Annotated in this window: 25 protein-coding genes; 1 reads left to right on the forward strand and 24 read right to left on the reverse strand. The window is 57.6% G+C overall.

Annotation, left to right across the window (positions count from 1 at the left end):
• The 11 genes from JAO32_RS19340 to rplX form a co-directional block, all read right to left on the reverse strand.
• On the reverse strand, positions 1 to 716 hold a 716-nt coding region (locus tag JAO32_RS19340; RefSeq protein ID WP_334243469.1), incomplete at its 3' end, for an adenylate kinase family protein.
• A 6-nt stretch (positions 717 to 722) separates the two neighbouring features.
• Positions 723 to 2,120 (reverse strand): preprotein translocase subunit SecY, encoded by a 1,398-nt coding sequence (secY, locus tag JAO32_RS19345; protein WP_334243471.1) that lies wholly within the window; start codon positions 2,118 to 2,120, stop codon positions 723 to 725.
• Positions 2,121 to 2,282: 162 nt separating this feature from the next.
• Entirely contained in the window at positions 2,283 to 2,768 is a 486-nt protein-coding gene (gene rplO / locus JAO32_RS19350) for a 50S ribosomal protein L15 (RefSeq protein WP_334243473.1), read from the reverse strand.
• 242 nt (positions 2,769 to 3,010) lie between these two features.
• Positions 3,011 to 3,199, reverse strand: a complete 189-nt coding sequence (gene rpmD / locus JAO32_RS19355; protein WP_047496428.1) for a 50S ribosomal protein L30 — start codon at positions 3,197 to 3,199, stop codon at positions 3,011 to 3,013.
• A 53-nt stretch (positions 3,200 to 3,252) separates the two neighbouring features.
• Positions 3,253 to 3,759, reverse strand: coding sequence for a 30S ribosomal protein S5 (gene rpsE, locus JAO32_RS19360; protein WP_334243477.1), 507 nt, complete (start codon positions 3,757 to 3,759; stop codon positions 3,253 to 3,255).
• Positions 3,760 to 3,785: 26 nt separating this feature from the next.
• A complete protein-coding gene (gene rplR / locus JAO32_RS19365) occupies positions 3,786 to 4,151 on the reverse strand; it encodes a 50S ribosomal protein L18 (protein ID WP_334243478.1) in 366 nt (121 codons plus the stop codon).
• A gap of 219 nt (positions 4,152 to 4,370) precedes the next feature.
• Positions 4,371 to 4,910, reverse strand: a complete 540-nt coding sequence (rplF, locus tag JAO32_RS19370; protein ID WP_334243480.1) for a 50S ribosomal protein L6 — start codon at positions 4,908 to 4,910, stop codon at positions 4,371 to 4,373.
• Between the two features lie 214 nt (positions 4,911 to 5,124).
• Entirely contained in the window at positions 5,125 to 5,523 is a 399-nt protein-coding gene (rpsH, locus tag JAO32_RS19375; protein ID WP_334243482.1) for a 30S ribosomal protein S8, read from the reverse strand.
• 124 nt (positions 5,524 to 5,647) lie between these two features.
• Entirely contained in the window at positions 5,648 to 5,833 is a 186-nt protein-coding gene (locus JAO32_RS19380; RefSeq protein WP_014787182.1) for a type Z 30S ribosomal protein S14, read from the reverse strand.
• A 24-nt stretch (positions 5,834 to 5,857) separates the two neighbouring features.
• The gene (gene rplE / locus JAO32_RS19385; RefSeq protein WP_047496443.1) at positions 5,858 to 6,397 is read right to left on the reverse strand and encodes a 50S ribosomal protein L5; all 540 of its coding nucleotides are present in this window, start codon (positions 6,395 to 6,397) and stop codon (positions 5,858 to 5,860) included.
• Between the two features lie 185 nt (positions 6,398 to 6,582).
• Positions 6,583 to 6,909, reverse strand: a complete 327-nt coding sequence (rplX, locus tag JAO32_RS19390; protein ID WP_334243485.1) for a 50S ribosomal protein L24 — start codon at positions 6,907 to 6,909, stop codon at positions 6,583 to 6,585.
• 194 nt (positions 6,910 to 7,103) lie between these two features.
• Here rplX and JAO32_RS19395 point away from each other — a divergent pair, with 194 nt between their 5' ends.
• Complete coding sequence (locus tag JAO32_RS19395) at positions 7,104 to 7,988, forward strand: TIGR03435 family protein (RefSeq protein WP_334243488.1); 885 nt, start codon at positions 7,104 to 7,106, stop codon at positions 7,986 to 7,988.
• A 3-nt stretch (positions 7,989 to 7,991) separates the two neighbouring features.
• On the opposite strand, the gene JAO32_RS19400 is transcribed toward JAO32_RS19395, so the two are convergent.
• The 13 genes from JAO32_RS19400 to rplD form a co-directional block, all read right to left on the reverse strand.
• A complete protein-coding gene (locus JAO32_RS19400; protein WP_334243490.1) occupies positions 7,992 to 8,258 on the reverse strand; it encodes a hypothetical protein in 267 nt (88 codons plus the stop codon).
• Between the two features lie 15 nt (positions 8,259 to 8,273).
• Complete coding sequence (locus tag JAO32_RS19405; protein ID WP_334243492.1) at positions 8,274 to 8,489, reverse strand: hypothetical protein; 216 nt, start codon at positions 8,487 to 8,489, stop codon at positions 8,274 to 8,276.
• A gap of 53 nt (positions 8,490 to 8,542) precedes the next feature.
• Positions 8,543 to 8,962 carry a BLUF domain-containing protein gene (locus JAO32_RS19410; protein ID WP_334243493.1) on the reverse strand — a complete coding sequence of 140 codons (420 nt, stop codon included), beginning with the start codon at positions 8,960 to 8,962 and terminating at the stop codon, positions 8,543 to 8,545.
• Positions 8,963 to 9,055: 93 nt separating this feature from the next.
• The gene (gene rplN, locus JAO32_RS19415) at positions 9,056 to 9,427 is read right to left on the reverse strand and encodes a 50S ribosomal protein L14 (protein WP_047496466.1); all 372 of its coding nucleotides are present in this window, start codon (positions 9,425 to 9,427) and stop codon (positions 9,056 to 9,058) included.
• A 188-nt stretch (positions 9,428 to 9,615) separates the two neighbouring features.
• Complete coding sequence (gene rpsQ, locus JAO32_RS19420) at positions 9,616 to 9,933, reverse strand: 30S ribosomal protein S17 (RefSeq protein ID WP_052200988.1); 318 nt, start codon at positions 9,931 to 9,933, stop codon at positions 9,616 to 9,618.
• A 2-nt stretch (positions 9,934 to 9,935) separates the two neighbouring features.
• Complete coding sequence (gene rpmC / locus JAO32_RS19425) at positions 9,936 to 10,190, reverse strand: 50S ribosomal protein L29 (protein ID WP_047496469.1); 255 nt, start codon at positions 10,188 to 10,190, stop codon at positions 9,936 to 9,938.
• Between the two features lie 43 nt (positions 10,191 to 10,233).
• A complete protein-coding gene (rplP, locus tag JAO32_RS19430) occupies positions 10,234 to 10,680 on the reverse strand; it encodes a 50S ribosomal protein L16 (protein WP_334243499.1) in 447 nt (148 codons plus the stop codon).
• 124 nt (positions 10,681 to 10,804) lie between these two features.
• The gene (gene rpsC / locus JAO32_RS19435) at positions 10,805 to 11,473 is read right to left on the reverse strand and encodes a 30S ribosomal protein S3 (protein WP_047496476.1); all 669 of its coding nucleotides are present in this window, start codon (positions 11,471 to 11,473) and stop codon (positions 10,805 to 10,807) included.
• Between the two features lie 114 nt (positions 11,474 to 11,587).
• The gene (gene rplV / locus JAO32_RS19440) at positions 11,588 to 12,121 is read right to left on the reverse strand and encodes a 50S ribosomal protein L22 (protein ID WP_334243501.1); all 534 of its coding nucleotides are present in this window, start codon (positions 12,119 to 12,121) and stop codon (positions 11,588 to 11,590) included.
• Between the two features lie 47 nt (positions 12,122 to 12,168).
• Entirely contained in the window at positions 12,169 to 12,450 is a 282-nt protein-coding gene (gene rpsS, locus JAO32_RS19445) for a 30S ribosomal protein S19 (protein ID WP_083343527.1), read from the reverse strand.
• Between the two features lie 21 nt (positions 12,451 to 12,471).
• Positions 12,472 to 13,296 carry a 50S ribosomal protein L2 gene (gene rplB, locus JAO32_RS19450; RefSeq protein WP_083343526.1) on the reverse strand — a complete coding sequence of 275 codons (825 nt, stop codon included), beginning with the start codon at positions 13,294 to 13,296 and terminating at the stop codon, positions 12,472 to 12,474.
• A gap of 140 nt (positions 13,297 to 13,436) precedes the next feature.
• Positions 13,437 to 13,730, reverse strand: a complete 294-nt coding sequence (locus tag JAO32_RS19455) for a 50S ribosomal protein L23 (RefSeq protein WP_083343525.1) — start codon at positions 13,728 to 13,730, stop codon at positions 13,437 to 13,439.
• A complete protein-coding gene (rplD, locus tag JAO32_RS19460) occupies positions 13,730 to 14,404 on the reverse strand; it encodes a 50S ribosomal protein L4 (RefSeq protein ID WP_334243506.1) in 675 nt (224 codons plus the stop codon). Before rplD ends, JAO32_RS19455 begins: the two co-directional genes overlap by 1 nt.
• Positions 14,405 to 14,553: the final 149 nt, after the last annotated feature.

Consider the following 14,553-nt stretch of genomic DNA (forward strand, 5'->3'; position numbering starts at 1 on the left):
ACGATTCGTTCCGTTACCACTTCCACTGGCTGCTCGCCATCCACGACCTCAAACCGGCCCTGGGCGCGATAGTGCTCGATCACCGGCGCAGTCAGATCCGCAAACTGCCGCATCCGCTCCGCAAAAACTTCTTCGGTGTCGTCCGGGCGCTGCACAAGCGGTTGACCATCCACATCATCAAGCCCCTCAACCTGCGGAGGATTGGTGTAGATGTTGTAAATCCGCTTGGAGACCGGACCTGTGCGCCGACCAGTGATACGACGCAACAACTCATCATACCGAACTTCGATACTTACTGCAACGACTGGAAGCCGTCCCGCAGGCGTCAATTCACCGCTCTGTCCGGGAAAACCGTCGCCGGAAAGCTGTCCATCCAGCCACTGCGCCTGTCCCAGCGTGCGGGGGAAGCCATCCAGGATGTATCCGCGGGACGCATCGGGCTGGCTTAAACGCAATGCCACCATGCGGTTAACGAGTTCATCCGGGACGAAAATACCCTGAGCGACCAGGTCCTGAAACTCCAGACCAATCGGGGTCTTCAGCTTGATATTCTCGCGGATGATGTCACCGGTCGAGATCTGCGGGATGCCCCACAGATCCATCAGAATCTGTGCCTGCGTTCCCTTGCCAACACCCGGAGCGCCCAGAAGAAGCACCGGCCCAGGGATGAAGCCATCCACTGGAGCCGGGGTTTGATTCAGTACATGTTCTGCCACGTCTACTTACCAGCTCCGCCGGCCACGCGAACGGCCGCTCTTAGGCGTGAAGCCTTCGTAATGACGCATGATCAACTGCGACTCAACCTGCTGCACGGTGTCCATGGCCACGCCCACTACGATCAGCAGCGAGGTGCCGCCGAAGTAGAAGTTCACACCCAGACCATTGGTGATCCAGTTGGGCAGGCGGTCAAAGAACGGTCCAACCAGCCAGAGATGGTTCAGGTGCACACCAGAGATCATCATCTGCGGAATCAGCTGAATGATGATCAGGTAGATGGCGCCCACCAGCGTGATGCGAGTCAGGATGTCATTGATAAAGTCGCTCGTACGACGACCGGGACGGATGCCGGGAATGAACCCGCCATACTTGCGCAGGTTGTCGGCGATGTCATCCGGACGGAAGACGATGGAGATGTAGAAGTACGCGAAGAAGATGATCGCAGCAGCGCTGAGAATCTGGTACCAGGGCTCGCCCGGCTTCAACCCATCTGCAATGACACGGAAGAATGTGTGGTTCTGTACGAACTGCGTGTTCGCAAAAAGCAGCGGCGCCGACAGAATCGAGCTGGCGAAGATGACCGGCATAACACCACCGGAGTTCACCTTCAGCGGCAGGTGCGTCGACTGTCCGCCCATCATCTTGCGGCCCACAATACGCTTCGCGTATTGCACCGGGATGCGACGCTCTGACTTTTCAACAAACACGATGAAGTAAACCACCGCGATCATGGCCACGATGAGGATGGCAATCGCCAGCGGCGTGAATCCGCCCCATGCAGAATCGCGTGCCTTCTCGTAGAGATCATTAATGCCGTTCGGCAGGCCAGCCACGATACCCGTGAAGATCAGCAACGACATACCGTTGCCGATACCGCGCTCCGTGATCTGCTCACCCAGCCACATGATGAAAGCCGTACCAGTCGTCAGCGTCAGCACGCAGAGCGCGATGAACGATTTGGAACCCATCGTCACCATCGGCGCGCCGGTCGTGGACTTGGTCAGCATCATGGCAATCGCGAACGACTGCACAATGGCCAACAGCACTGTTACGTAGCGGGTCCACTGCGTGATCTTGCGGCGACCTACTTCGCCTTCCTTCTGAAGCTTGGCCAGCGGCTCATAGATCACCGTCAGCAACTGGAAGATGATCGACGCCGTGATGTACGGCATGATGCCCAGAGCGAAGATGGTGAGGCGGCGAAGCGAACCACCGGTGAACAGATCCACAAGGCCGAGCGACGAACCTGCGTTCTGCGCGAAGTACTGCGCCAGCAGGTCTGCGTTGATGCCGGGTGTGGGGATGTGTCCGCCAAGGCGGTAAACGGCAAGCAGGCCCAGCGTAAACAGCACGCGGGTGCGCAGCTCAGGAATGCGGAAGATGTTGGCCAGCTTGTCAAACATCGGCGGGGCTTATCCAGTCAGGCCTTGCGGCCCGTTCTACTTAAACTTGCGGAGATATCCGATACAGGCAAAGGCCGAGCCATCACGGCTCGACCCTTCCCTTGAATTCCGTGTGCCTTCATTCTACGCGCACAGACTGCATACGCGCAGCGAAGACGCCACTTACGCTGCTGCTTCTTCTGCAGCCGGAGCGCCGAGCAGAATTAGCTTGCCGCCAGCCGCTTCGATCTTCGCCTGAGCAGCCTTGGAAGCCTTGTGCGCGTACACGGTCACAGCGGTGTTGATCTCGCCGTTTGCCAGCACCTTCACCAGGGCCTTCTTCTTGCGAACCAGGCCGTTCTCCAGCATCGCTTCAACGGTCAGCTCAGTAACATTCTTTGTCGCAGCAAAGAGCTGGATCGTGTCGAGAGCCAGAACCTGGTACTCCTGACGGAAGATGTTGGTGAAGCCACGCTTCGGCAGGCGGCGGTGCAGCGGCATCTGGCCGCCTTCAAAACCACGCATCGAGCGCGAACCCGAACGCGAGCGCTGGCCCTTGTGACCGCGCGTCGACGTCTTGCCCATGCCCGAACCCATACCGCGGCCCACGCGCTTCTTGTTGCTATTTGCACCCTTCGGTGCATTCAAATTCGAAAGATTCAGTGCCATTTGTACTTTCCTCGCTCACGCCCTAGATGGTTTGTTCCTAGTTGGAACAAAGGCATATAAGACTCGCATTCGCCGTGGTTTTCACGACCGCTGACATACGTTCTATGTCAGTCATGTTATCGCCCAATCAACAGGCTTTGTTTTGAAGCTGTGCCTTGCCTCTTATGCAGAGACAAGGCCTCAGAATTCATTCCCGCCCAGTCCACGCGTCGCGAAGCGATGTCGAGAACCGCACGAAGTGCCTACTCGACGATGCGAACCAGGTGCGGAATTGCCGCAACCATGCCGCGAACCGACGGTGTGTCCTCGCGCTCCACGATCTGATTCAGACGCGTAAAGCCCAGGCCCTTAACCACCAGCTTGTGCTTCACCGGCGTCGCGATCTTCGAGCGGTAGTACTGGATCTTGATCTTGCCCGTGTTTTCTGCCATTACCTTATCCTCATGTGGAACGGAAAGCCGTTCCGCCAAATGTCGTTGCAGCCTTAGAGTTCCTGAACATCCTTGCCGCGCAGAGCTGCAACAGCAGCCTTGTCACGCAGCTGGATCAGCGCGTCAAACGTGGCCTTGATCACGTTGTGCGGGTTCGCTGTGCCCAGCGACTTGGTCAGAACGTTCTGCACACCGGCAGACGTCATGACCGCACGCACCGCGCCACCTGCGATCACACCGGTACCTTCAGGAGCCGGCTTCAGCAACACGTGACCCGAGCCGTAACGGCCCAACACCTGGTGGGGAATCGACGTCTCGGTCAGGTTCACCTTGTGCAGGTTCTTCTTGGCCGCTTCAATGCCCTTGCGGATGGCCTGTGGAACTTCCTTGGCCTTACCGCTGCCGTAACCCACAATGCCCTGCTCCGGATCGCCGATCACAACCAGCGCCGCGAACGACATATTCTTACCGCCCTTAACGACCTTGGTCACACGGTTGATCGCGACCACCTGGTCCTTCAGGTTCAGCTTGTTTGCATCAATCTTCTTGCGAATTGCCATCTATATCCTCTTTCGCTAAACCTGAGTTAGAACTCGAGACCGGCTTCACGCGCGGCATCGGCCAGGGCCTTGATACGGCCGTGATACAGGTAACCACCACGGTCAAACACAACCTTGGTCACGCCTGCTTCCTTTGCACGCTCTGCAACCAGCTTGCCCACTTCCTGGGCTGCTGCAATGTTGCCGCCGCTCTTCTTCTCTTCACCCTTCTTGGCGATGGTGGAAGCGGAAGCCAGCGTGGTGTGCGTGGAGTCGTCGATGACCTGTGCGTAGATGTGGTTGAGCGAACGGAAGATATTCAGGCGAGGACGCTCGGTGGTGCCAGAGATCTTCGCGCGAACGCGCTTGTGAACGCGCTTCCGGATGACATTGCGTTGCGGTGCAGTGATCATTTCTTCTTTCCTTCCCTATCGGCGCAAATGCCCTGCATCTGCGTTCGGTATGGTGGGCGGCAACATCTCGTCTGCCGCCTCGGGTTGATTTACTTCATTCGGTTTAAGCTCCAGCGAACTGGAACCCGATACTTCATGAACCTATACTTGGGTTCCACTTTAACCAGCGTGGAATCTGGCTGAGATGGAGCGAGAGCATCCATCTCAGCCAGCTCAGAGTTACTTTGAACCCGTCTTGCCGACCTTCTTCTTCAGCTTCTCGTCCGAGTAACGTACGCCCTTGTTCTTATATGGATCAGGCTTACGCAGCGAACGCATATCAGCAGCAACCTGACCAACCTTCTGGCGGTCAATGCCCTCAACGGTGAGGTGCGTCTGCTTCGGATCGATCGTTACCGTGATGCCGGTGGGCAGCGGGAACTCGATCGGGTGGGAGTAGCCGAGTGTGAACACGACCATATCCTTACCCTTCATTTCGGCACGGTAACCAATACCGACGATGTCCAGTTCCTTCTTCCAACCATTCGTCACGCCTTCGACAGCGTTGAACACCAGGGCGCGAGCCAGGCCGTGGATGGCCTTCTGCGAATCGTTATCGCGCACAGCGTGCACGAAACCATCCTTCTGCTCAAGGCGGATGCCGGTGGGCAGAAGTGCATTGACCGTACCCTTGGGGCCAGTTACTTCGACGATGTTGCCATTCACTGTGTACTTCACGGTGGAAGCAACAGGAATCGGCTTCAATCCAATACGTGACATCTTCTTTTCCTTACGGCTTGCGAGTCGCGAATGAAGCTTTTAGCTGTTAGCTATTGGCTTTTAGCTCGTTCCACTGCAGCCACCGCGAATCACTTCGCGGGAACAACTTTGTACTGCGAAATTCGAAGAACTTCATCCAGAGCAATGCTCTGGCTAGAACTTGCACCGTTGCACGAATCACGTCGCGGAGCGACGTCGAGAACGGTGCGAAGCACTACCAGACGTGAGCGAGAACTTCGCCGCCTACGTTTTCCTTGCGAGCGGTACGGCCCGTCATCACACCCTTCGGCGTGGTGAGGATCGAGATACCGAGACCACCCTGCACGCGGCGGATGTCCTGTGCACCGAGGTACACACGCGAGCCGGGCTTGGAGATACGCTTCAGATCGAGGATGGCGGAGGTGCCGTCTGCGTCATACTTCAGGTACACGCGGAGGGTGCGCTTGTTCTCTTCGTCAACCGTCTTGTAGTTGGCGATGTAGCCCTCTTCCTTCAGAATGCGGGCAATCTCTGCCTTCAGGTTCGAGGCGGGAACATCCAGCTTCTGGTGGCGGGCATTGATAGCGTTACGAACGCGCGTCAGGAAGTCTGCGACTGGGTCGGTCAGGTTCATGTGACTCTTCTCTCTACCTCTCGTTCGCTGCGGGCATAACCGGCAGGACTGACAGAGGATTTCGTTAACTTACTTAAGTGTTACAACCGGCTCACCGCGAAGCGAGCCGGCCCATACTCTTTACTTACCAGCTGGACTTCACGACGCCTGGGATCTCGCCCTTGAGCGCCAGGCTACGGAAGCACAGACGGCAGATGCCGAACTTGCGCAGGAACGCGCGGGGGCGACCGCAGAGCTGGCAGCGGTTGTGCTGGCGGCATTTGAACTTGGGCTTCTTAGCGTCCTTGACTGCTTTTGCAGTAGTCGACATATTTTTCTCCGATCCTTATCTGGGCTATGCGCGGAACGGCATGCCGAAGTGCTTGAGGAGGACGCGCGCGCTGTTATCGTCCGCAGCGGTCGTCACGATGGTCACGTTCATGCCCTTCAGCTTCTCCACCTTCGAGTAATCGATTTCGGGGAAGATGAGCTGGTCACGCAGACCGAGCGTGTAGTTGCCGCGGCCGTCGAAGCTCTTCGAGGAAACACCCTTGAAGTCGCGCACGCGGGGCAGAGCCACCGAGATCAGGCGGTCGAGGAACTCGAACATCGCCTCACCGCGCAGGGTGACCATAGCGCCGATCGACTGGCCTTCACGCACCTTGAACTGAGCGATGGACTTCTTCGCCTTTGTCAGAACCGGCTTCTGACCGGTTACGGCTGCCAGATCGCTGACCAGCGGGTCGATGATCTTGTTGTTCTGCGTCGCCTCACCGAGGCCCATGTTGATGACGATCTTCTCGATCTTCGGCACTGCCATCACGTTCGTGATGCCCAGCTCCTTCTGAACGGCCGCCTTCAACTCGTTTGTGTATTTCTCACGGAGTCGTGCCACTGTCGTTACTTCGCTTTCTCCACGGTCATCGGATTGGGCAAGCCCGTATACCGTTTCGTGGGGTGTTCCTATGTTTCTGGATTCGCTGCTCGCTTGAGAACTTCGCCGGAACGCACCTGGCATTAGCCAGAGAGGTCTTCCAACGAACAGCGCAGGCGCTTACGCACCTGCTGTATCGAAAATGCTTACTTCGCCTTCGGGTAAGCGATCACTTCGCCGGTCGTCTTGGCAACGCGCTCACGCTTGCCGTCAACCACGCGAATGCTTACACGGGTCGCCTTGCCATTGCCATCCACCAGAGCCACATTCGAGATGTGAATCGGAGCTTCCTGCTCAGCAATGCCGCCCTTGATGTTCGCCTGCGGATTCGGCTTGACGTGCTTCTTGATCATGCCGATGCCCTGCACCAGAACGCGATTCTTATCCGTGACAATACGCAGAACGCGGCCAGTCTTACCCTTATCCTTGCCTGCGAGGACGATCACGGTGTCGTTCTTCAAAACATGTGCCATTTCGTTACTCCCTATCCCGTGCCGTGGTCCCGGACACAGGCCTCTGCGAGTACCTCCGCAGGTCGAGGTGGTGCAGTTGGACCAAACTTGTCTACTTTACGCGAAAACTCGCATGAATGCAAGAAAACCTTACACTTTCGGAGATGAGAAACGTCCATCCACAGTCGGACCGCGGCATGGAGGCAGAAACCCTGATGAAACACGGCAGCCGATTTCTAATGCTCGCCTGCATTACCTGTATCTCAGCGGCCACACACGCCCAGGCGAAGTCATCTCCCACCTTCGAATCGGCCTCCGTAAAGCCTGCCTCGCCCGACGCTCCCATGGAAGGCCTAGGATTCATGATCGCGCTGGGCAGAGCGCAGACACCCCACGGCCTGCTCACCATGACCGGACCGCTGCCGCCCTTCATCATGTTTGCCTATGGCGTTACCGACGAAGTGGAGGCCCGAGCCATGCGCGCACGCTTGCCTGATTGGGCGCAGAAGCAGAAGTACACCATCGTCGCGCGTCCGCCGGAAGGTTCACAAAGCATGGACGATCTGCGCCTCATGTTGCGCAGCCTGCTGGAAGACCGCTTCGCCCTGAAGGCTCATCGGGAAAACCACACCGCCACCGTCAACCTGTTGAGCGTTGCGAAGCCTGGTATTACCGGCCCAGACCTGCAGCCCCACACGACCCCATGCGTACCACCCGGCACATCAGCCACGACGGAGCCAGGCAAACCAGCGCCCGCCGCTTGTGGCTTGCAGATCAACCGAAAGGCGGGCGGCATCATGCACGTCAGCATGATTGATGTCACATTGCCCGAGGCTTGCACGCTGTTTGGCGGTCTGGGAGGCGTACTTGGCGGCCGCGGCATGGACCGGATGGTGGACGCAACTGGTCTCACTGGACACTACGACATGACGCTCGACTTCCAGATCGACGAAGCCAACGCACCGCAGATCACCAACGACACCGGTGCCCCGACCTTCACTGGCGCCCTGGAAAAGCAGCTTGGCCTGAAGCTGAAGAAGGGCTCAGGACAGATCGAAGACCTCATCATCGATCACATTGCCCAGCCCACACCGGACTAAATGTTACCGATCCGCGTTATCCATCAACCTAAGCCGACGAGTCGTGTAATAAATCCGCCCAGCAAACATGAAAAGAACCAGGCCCACAAAAACAATCCACCCAGGTTTTGACTGCGTACTGCGATAGCGCAAGGCTCCCAGAACGGCGAACAGCAGAAACAAAATGACTGCCTGTGTGCGCATGCGCTTCACGCGGGCACGACGCGTCTGTGGAGTACCCAGGGCATCTTCCGCACGCAGCATTGCGAGATTGATGCGATCCAACAGCATGGAAGTCGTGCTCCTTTATCGCTTCTTCGGACCGGAACGCAATAGCAACACAAGTCCGACCGCCACCGTAATGCCGAGAGACACGGGCGCAGCAACCATCGCTAACCCAATATCTGCCTGTGCCGTGTTGCCGCCGCTTCGGGATACCCACCATGTGCACGCGATCATCAGTCCGTAGAAGCTGACAATCAGCGTCGCGCCACATAGCAACAGCGCAACAAAAATTCGCATAACAGCAGCCTACGCCAGAATGCTAACCCGCAAGGGGCTACACCATAAATGGCCTAGACGTGCGCGTGGACTACGCTCTTGAGAAGATCCAACACTCGCTTTGCAACGCCAGATGCATCCTTCTCGCAGTCGGTAAGTTTTAGATGTTGGTACAGCTTACCGTCGTTATCCGGGCCGGAATATGCCATGGACCAACGTGCAAAGTCCCGCTTTGTAATGTCGCCTGTCTCAAGCAGAACATTGTGGCTGTTCCGGCTGTCCTCGCAGATTGTGGCGTAAATAGCTTCCACGGCGGAGCGTGGCCCCTCCAGCACCTGCGCGAACGCAAGGCCGTTGAACAGCAGAGCACCCGTAATGTTCTGCTGTTCGTTATTCCTGCGGGAGCTTAAAAGTATCTTTTCGATTTCCACGGCAATCTGCTGCTCCGAGCCTTCGATCCGGTTACGGCTGCAATAGATAAGTCGGTACTCCATGGTTCTATTCTTCCCTTAGAAAATTAAGTATCCAGACGACAAAGACCGCCAGCTGCTGCCGGCGGTCGTTGTATGGAACCTACGCTTGGGGAGTTAGATAACTTCCGGAGCGAGTGAAACAATCTTCAGGAACTTTTTATCACGCAGTTCGCGGGCCACGGGTCCGAATACACGGGTTCCCACCGGCTCGCCTGCGTCGTTGATTACGACGGCTGCGTTCTGGTCAAAGCGGATGTAGGTACCGTCCTTGCGGCGCGCTTCCTTGCGGGTGCGCACGATCACGGCCTTCACAACCTTGCCCTTCTTCACGGTGCCGTCCGGCGAAGCTTCCTTCACCGCAGCCGTCACCACATCGCCCAGACCAGCCTTCTTACCCAGACCGCCACCGAGCGGCAGGATGACCTGCAGACGGCGTGCGCCAGAGTTGTCGGCTACGTCCAGAATCGTACGCATTTGTACGGACATTGCTTCTTCTCCTGACCTTCGAGGCTTCCAGAGCCTAAGGCCGGGGGCTATCTCGCCCCAGTCAAATCCACGTGATGGTCGCGGCCGCGGAGAGGATCGCTGAACAACTTCTTCAACGTTCGTCGCGCTGGACGCGTCGTGCCCATACTGTCACCGAACGATGCCGGCAACGGGCAAACTCTACTATCTTACTTCGAAGCCGGAGTCGCTTCGCTCAGGCTCGAGCGGCGAACGATCTCTTCGAGGTTCCAGCGCTTCAGCTTGCTGGTGGGACGGGTCTCGCGGATGCGGACCTGGTCACCAACGCGGGCCGAGTTCTGCTCGTCATGCGCATAGAACTTCTTGTTCGACTTCACGATGCGCTTGTACTTGGGGTGCGCCTTGCGCATTTCCACCGAGACAACGATCGTCTTGTCCATCTTGGTCGAGGTCACCAGGCCGATCTTCTCGGTGCGGTGGCCAATCTTCTCTGCCGTAGCAGTTGTCGTAGCAGTCGTCTCAGCCATCGTTATGCCTTCTTCGCCTTACGGGTCTTCTTCGCGGGCGCAGCCGACTCCGTCGGAGCCACGGCCTGGCCAAGCTCACGCTGGCGCGCCACAGTCTTAATGCGCGCGATGTCTTTCTTCAGTTCGCGCAGCTTGTTCACGCCTGCGGCATCGCCCAGGCTCTTCTGGAAGCGAACGCGGAAGAGCTGCTCGCCCGCCTGGGCCTGCTGCTCCTTCAGTTCACTGTCCGTAAATTCGCGGATCTTGTTCAGTTCCATTTCAATCTCTCATTCAGCGTCTGCATTCAAAGACGCTATGCAGTTACGCGGCTGCAGCAGCCTTGGGGTCAATCGCCTTGATGTTGGGACGCTGCACGAAAACGGTGCGGAGCGGAAGCTTGTTCGAAGCGAGGCGCATGGCCTCCTTCGCGATCTCAACCGGAACGCCTTCCATCTCAAACAGCAGCTTGCCGGGGCGAACCACTGCAACCCAGTGATCCAGTGCACCCTTACCAGAACCCATTCGAACTTCAGCGGGCTTCTTCGTGATCGGCTTGTCCGGGAAGATACGGAGCCAAACCTTACCGCCACGCTTGATGTAACGGGTCATTGCGATACGGCTTGCTTCGATCTGACGATCGGTGATGTAGCCGCACTCTACGACCTTCAAACCGTAATCGCCAAATGCAAGCTCGGAACCGCGCCATGCCTTACCGCGCATCTTGCCCTTTTGCTGTTTACGGTACTTAACCTTCTTGGGCTGCAACATAACTGCACTCTTTCCCGCTGCGGCCTTGGCGTCACCTAGTAAGTAAGTGGCCCAGTCTCCGCGCGCCTTCTGTTCTTAGTGTTGCGCGGGGTTGATTGCTCAACCCCGCAATATTTGTTGCTACTTAGAACGCACCCGTCGTCGTGACGTTGTCGCGGCGGCGCTTCTGCTCGTAGATATCGCCGCGGTAGACCCAGGTCTTCACGCCGATAATGCCGTAGGTGGTCTTCGCTTCGGCAAAGCCGTAGTCGATGTCTGCGCGCAGCGTGTGCAGCGGCAGGCGACCCTGCAGATACCACTCGGAACGAGCGATTTCGTTGCCGTTCAGACGACCCGAAACGCGAACCTTGATACCCTTGCAGCCGAAACGCAGAGCCGAATCAACGCTCTTACGCATCGCGCGACGGAACGACACACGCTTCTCCAGCTGCAGAGCGATGTTCTCTGCAACCAGCTGCGCATCCAGCTCCGGCTTGTTGACTTCCAGAATGTCGATGAACACTTCGCGGTTCGTACGCTTCTGGATGTCTGCCTTCAGCTTGTCGATCTCAGCGCCCTTACGGCCGATGATGATGCCCGGACGGGCGGTCTTGATGATGAGGCGCAGCTTGTTGCCTGGGCGCTCGATCTCAACGGACGAGACACCAGCGGCCTTCAGCTTTTCGCGCAGCTCAGCCTTGAGCTTCACGTCCTCAACCAGCAGCTTGTCGTAGTCACGCTCCACAAACCAGCGCGACTTCCACGGCTTGTTCACGCCGAGGCGGAAACCATACGGATGGACCTTCTGACCCATAACTTAATCCCTTCACTTCGCGTCCGGAGAACTTAGTTCCGAACTTACTCAGTACTTACTCGCCGCCTCAACTTCTCGGCGATGCCGGGCCGGCTTACAGCCCGGCCATAGAAACTACGCAGTCGCTTCCGCTGCTGCCTTCTTCTTAGCTGCGGCCTTCTTTGCCGGAGCCTTCTTCGCAGCAGCCTTCTTTGCCGGAGCGGCCTTCTTCTTGCCACCCTCAGCCGCAGCCGCTACCGGAGCCTCAGCCTGCTTCGTTGCCTCGACAGACTTCTTCTCCGCCACCGTCACGATGATGTGAGCAAGGCGACGCTGGTAGCGGAACGCACGGCCCATGGGGGCAGGGCGGATACGCTTCATGCGCGGGCCTTCGTTTGCAACAGCCTGCTTCACGAACAGACGATCGATATCCAGATCGAAGCCCTGTTCCTGGCTCAGGTAGTTTGCGTTCTGTACTGCGGAACGCAGCGCCTTCTCCACAATGGGAGCGATGCGCTTGCGGGTGAACATCAGGGTGTTCAGAGCGTTCTCCACGCTCTGGCCCTTGATCGTGTCCAGCACCAGCTTCGCTTTTTGCGGGCTGGTCCGCTGGAACCGCGCCTCAGCGCGGAACTCACGTACTGCACTCTTCTCGGCTGTCTTCGCCATAACTCTTCCCTTTACACGGCAGCAAGCGAACTTGCTGACTTGCTAAACTAGCGGCCCTTAGCCGTTTCAGCCTTCGCTGCGTGGCCCTTGAAGGTACGCGTTGCGGCAAACTCACCCAGCTTGTGACCCACCATGTTCTCCGTCACGTAGACCGGGATGAACTTCTTGCCGTTGTGTACGGCAATGGTGTGACCGACGAACTCCGGGAAGATGGTGGAACGACGCGACCAGGTCTTAACGACTTCCTTCTTGTTCGCGGTGTTCAGCACCTCAACCTTCGTCATCAGGTGGGCGTCGATAAATGGGCCCTTCTTCGTAGAACGTGCCATATTTTCCTCTCGCTCCCTGAATTACTTGCTGCGGCGGTTCACGATGAACACATCGGTCCGCTTGTTGTTACGGGTCTTGTAGCCACGTGTCGGCTGTCCCCACGGCGTAACAGGATGACGTCCGCCTGAGGTCTTACCTTCACCACCACCGTGCGGGTGATCCACAGGGTTCATCGAAACACCACGGTTGGTCGGGCGGATACCGCGCCAGCGGCTTGCACCGGCCTTACCGAGCGAGATGTTCTCGTGGTCCGTGTTGCCTACCTGGCCAACCGTTGCCATACAGTCCACCAGCACGCGGCGGGTTTCGCCGGAGGGCAGCTTCAGCAGAGCGTAATCGCCTTCCTTAGCCACCAGCTGCGCGGACGAACCGGCAGAGCGGACCATCTGCGCGCCCTTACCAGGACGGAGTTCCACGTTGTGAACCGTCGTACCTGCGGGGATGTTGCGCAGCGGCAGAGCATTGCCAACCAGAATGTCAGCATCGGGACCAGAGGTCACCGTCATGCCAACTTTCAGGCCAACCGGCTGAATGATGTAGCGCTTTTCGCCGTCCTTGTAGCTGATCAGAGCGATGCGCGAGGAGCGGTTCGGATCGTATTCGATCGTCGCAACCGTTCCGGGAACACCGAACTTGTCGCGCTTGAAGTCGATAATACGAAGCTTCTTCTTGTGGCCACCACCGTGATGACGGATCGTCAGCTTACCGGTGGAGTTACGGCCGCCTGTGCGCTGCTTGGTTGCCAGCAGCGGCTTGTACGGCTCGTTCGTCGTGATGTCCGAGTTCACCAGCTTCGACTGGAAGCGCAGTGTCGGCGTAATCGGTCGGAATGTCTTAATCGGCATTTCCCTAACTTCCTTACCATCCGCATAGCTAGTCAGGCGCGCGGATTGGGGTTACTTCGTGTACTCAAGCCATCAAGTTCACTTACTGCGCGAGATCCGCTGACTTGCCGACTCGCTGACTTGCTGACCTGCTTCGCTCGTTAGAGCGAGTTGACATACTCCGGCATCTTCGAACCCGGAACCAGGCGAACATATGCCTTCTTCCAGTCCGGCTTGAAACCGGTGAAGCGACCGCGGCGGCGCTCCTTGCCCAGGTAGTTGGCGGTGCGAACCGCAGCAACCTTCACCTTGAACAGGCTCTCCACTGCATGCTTCACTTCATTCTTCGTCGCGCCAGCAGCAACCTCAAACACCAGAGTGCCTTCGGTCTCCTTGGCGATCATGCCCTTTTCGGTAATCAGCGGGCGGCGAATGGTGGTGTAAACAGTTGCCATTACGCAACCTCCTTCTTCGCAGCCAGCTTACGGCGCGACACATTCTTCTTCAGGACTTCCTGCAGAGCCTCAATGGCATCCTGCGAGAAGATGGCGTGCTCGTAGCGGAGCAGGTCGTAGGGGTGAACCTCCGAGCTCAGCACCAGCTCAACACCGTCCAGATTGCGCGAACCCAGGAACAGGTTGTCGGTCAGCTTCTGGCCGCTCTCAACCAGCAATGCGGTCTTCTTGGCATCCAGCTTGTCCAGTGCCTGGCGGTACAGCTTGGTCTTCGGCTCAGCAACATCCAAAGTCGAAACAACCGTCAGCTTGCCGTCCTGCAGCTTGGAAGCCAGAGCGGAGCTCAGCGCACCGAGCAGCTTCTTCTTGGGGAAAGCGTACTCGTACGAGCGGGGCTGGGGTCCGTGAACCGTACCACCATGACGCCAGATAGGCGAACGCACCGAACCCACACGGGCACGACCGGTTCCCTTCTGCTTCCACAGCTTCTTGCCGGAACCCGACACAAGCTTCTTGTTCTTGGTGGCGGCGGTTCCCTGACGGAGGGCAGCGCGGTAATGCTTTACCGACTCCCACAGCAGGGACTCATTCACTTCGACGCCGAATACTTCGTCCGCAAGCTCCAGCTCGCTGACTTTCTTCCCGCCGAGATCGACTACGTTAATCTTTGCCATCTTGCTTCCTCTGGCTCTCGTTCTATTGCGAGCGCCCTAAGTTCAATTTGTCATCCTGCCGTCGACTTACTCATTTCGACTAAGTCCGCAGACGATGCGAGCTACAACACCTACACACTAAGCGGCAGAGCAACCAGAGATTGCTCTGC

Source organism: Terriglobus sp. ADX1 (assembly GCF_036877645.1).
In the GTDB taxonomy this organism is placed as follows: Bacteria; Acidobacteriota; Terriglobia; order Terriglobales; family Acidobacteriaceae; genus Terriglobus.

Bases quoted from the DNA above. Each gene is read 5' to 3' on its own strand.
- secY (WP_334243471.1), bottom strand. From the start codon at position 2,120: ATGTTTGACAAGCTGGCCAACATCTTCCGCATTCCTGAGCTGCGCACC.
- rplO (WP_334243473.1), bottom strand. From the start codon at position 2,768: ATGGCACTGAATCTTTCGAATTTGAATGCACCGAAGGGTGCAAATAGC.
- rpmD (WP_047496428.1), bottom strand. From the start codon at position 3,199: ATGGCAGAAAACACGGGCAAGATCAAGATCCAGTACTACCGCTCGAAG.
- rpsE (WP_334243477.1), bottom strand. From the start codon at position 3,759: ATGGCAATTCGCAAGAAGATTGATGCAAACAAGCTGAACCTGAAGGAC.
- rplR (WP_334243478.1), bottom strand. From the start codon at position 4,151: ATGATCACTGCACCGCAACGCAATGTCATCCGGAAGCGCGTTCACAAG.
- rplF (WP_334243480.1), bottom strand. From the start codon at position 4,910: ATGTCACGTATTGGATTGAAGCCGATTCCTGTTGCTTCCACCGTGAAG.
- rpsH (WP_334243482.1), bottom strand. From the start codon at position 5,523: ATGAACCTGACCGACCCAGTCGCAGACTTCCTGACGCGCGTTCGTAAC.
- JAO32_RS19380 (WP_014787182.1), bottom strand. From the start codon at position 5,833: ATGTCGACTACTGCAAAAGCAGTCAAGGACGCTAAGAAGCCCAAGTTC.
- rplX (WP_334243485.1), bottom strand. From the start codon at position 6,909: ATGGCACATGTTTTGAAGAACGACACCGTGATCGTCCTCGCAGGCAAG.
- JAO32_RS19395 (WP_334243488.1), top strand. From the start codon at position 7,104: ATGAAACACGGCAGCCGATTTCTAATGCTCGCCTGCATTACCTGTATC.
- JAO32_RS19400 (WP_334243490.1), bottom strand. From the start codon at position 8,258: ATGCTGTTGGATCGCATCAATCTCGCAATGCTGCGTGCGGAAGATGCC.
- JAO32_RS19405 (WP_334243492.1), bottom strand. From the start codon at position 8,489: ATGCGAATTTTTGTTGCGCTGTTGCTATGTGGCGCGACGCTGATTGTC.
- JAO32_RS19410 (WP_334243493.1), bottom strand. From the start codon at position 8,962: ATGGAGTACCGACTTATCTATTGCAGCCGTAACCGGATCGAAGGCTCG.
- rplN (WP_047496466.1), bottom strand. From the start codon at position 9,427: ATGTCCGTACAAATGCGTACGATTCTGGACGTAGCCGACAACTCTGGC.
- rpsQ (WP_052200988.1), bottom strand. From the start codon at position 9,933: ATGGCTGAGACGACTGCTACGACAACTGCTACGGCAGAGAAGATTGGC.
- rpmC (WP_047496469.1), bottom strand. From the start codon at position 10,190: ATGGAACTGAACAAGATCCGCGAATTTACGGACAGTGAACTGAAGGAG.
- rplP (WP_334243499.1), bottom strand. From the start codon at position 10,680: ATGTTGCAGCCCAAGAAGGTTAAGTACCGTAAACAGCAAAAGGGCAAG.
- rpsC (WP_047496476.1), bottom strand. From the start codon at position 11,473: ATGGGTCAGAAGGTCCATCCGTATGGTTTCCGCCTCGGCGTGAACAAG.
- rplV (WP_334243501.1), bottom strand. From the start codon at position 12,121: ATGGCGAAGACAGCCGAGAAGAGTGCAGTACGTGAGTTCCGCGCTGAG.
- rpsS (WP_083343527.1), bottom strand. From the start codon at position 12,450: ATGGCACGTTCTACGAAGAAGGGCCCATTTATCGACGCCCACCTGATG.
- rplB (WP_083343526.1), bottom strand. From the start codon at position 13,296: ATGCCGATTAAGACATTCCGACCGATTACGCCGACACTGCGCTTCCAG.
- JAO32_RS19455 (WP_083343525.1), bottom strand. From the start codon at position 13,730: ATGGCAACTGTTTACACCACCATTCGCCGCCCGCTGATTACCGAAAAG.
- rplD (WP_334243506.1), bottom strand. From the start codon at position 14,404: ATGGCAAAGATTAACGTAGTCGATCTCGGCGGGAAGAAAGTCAGCGAG.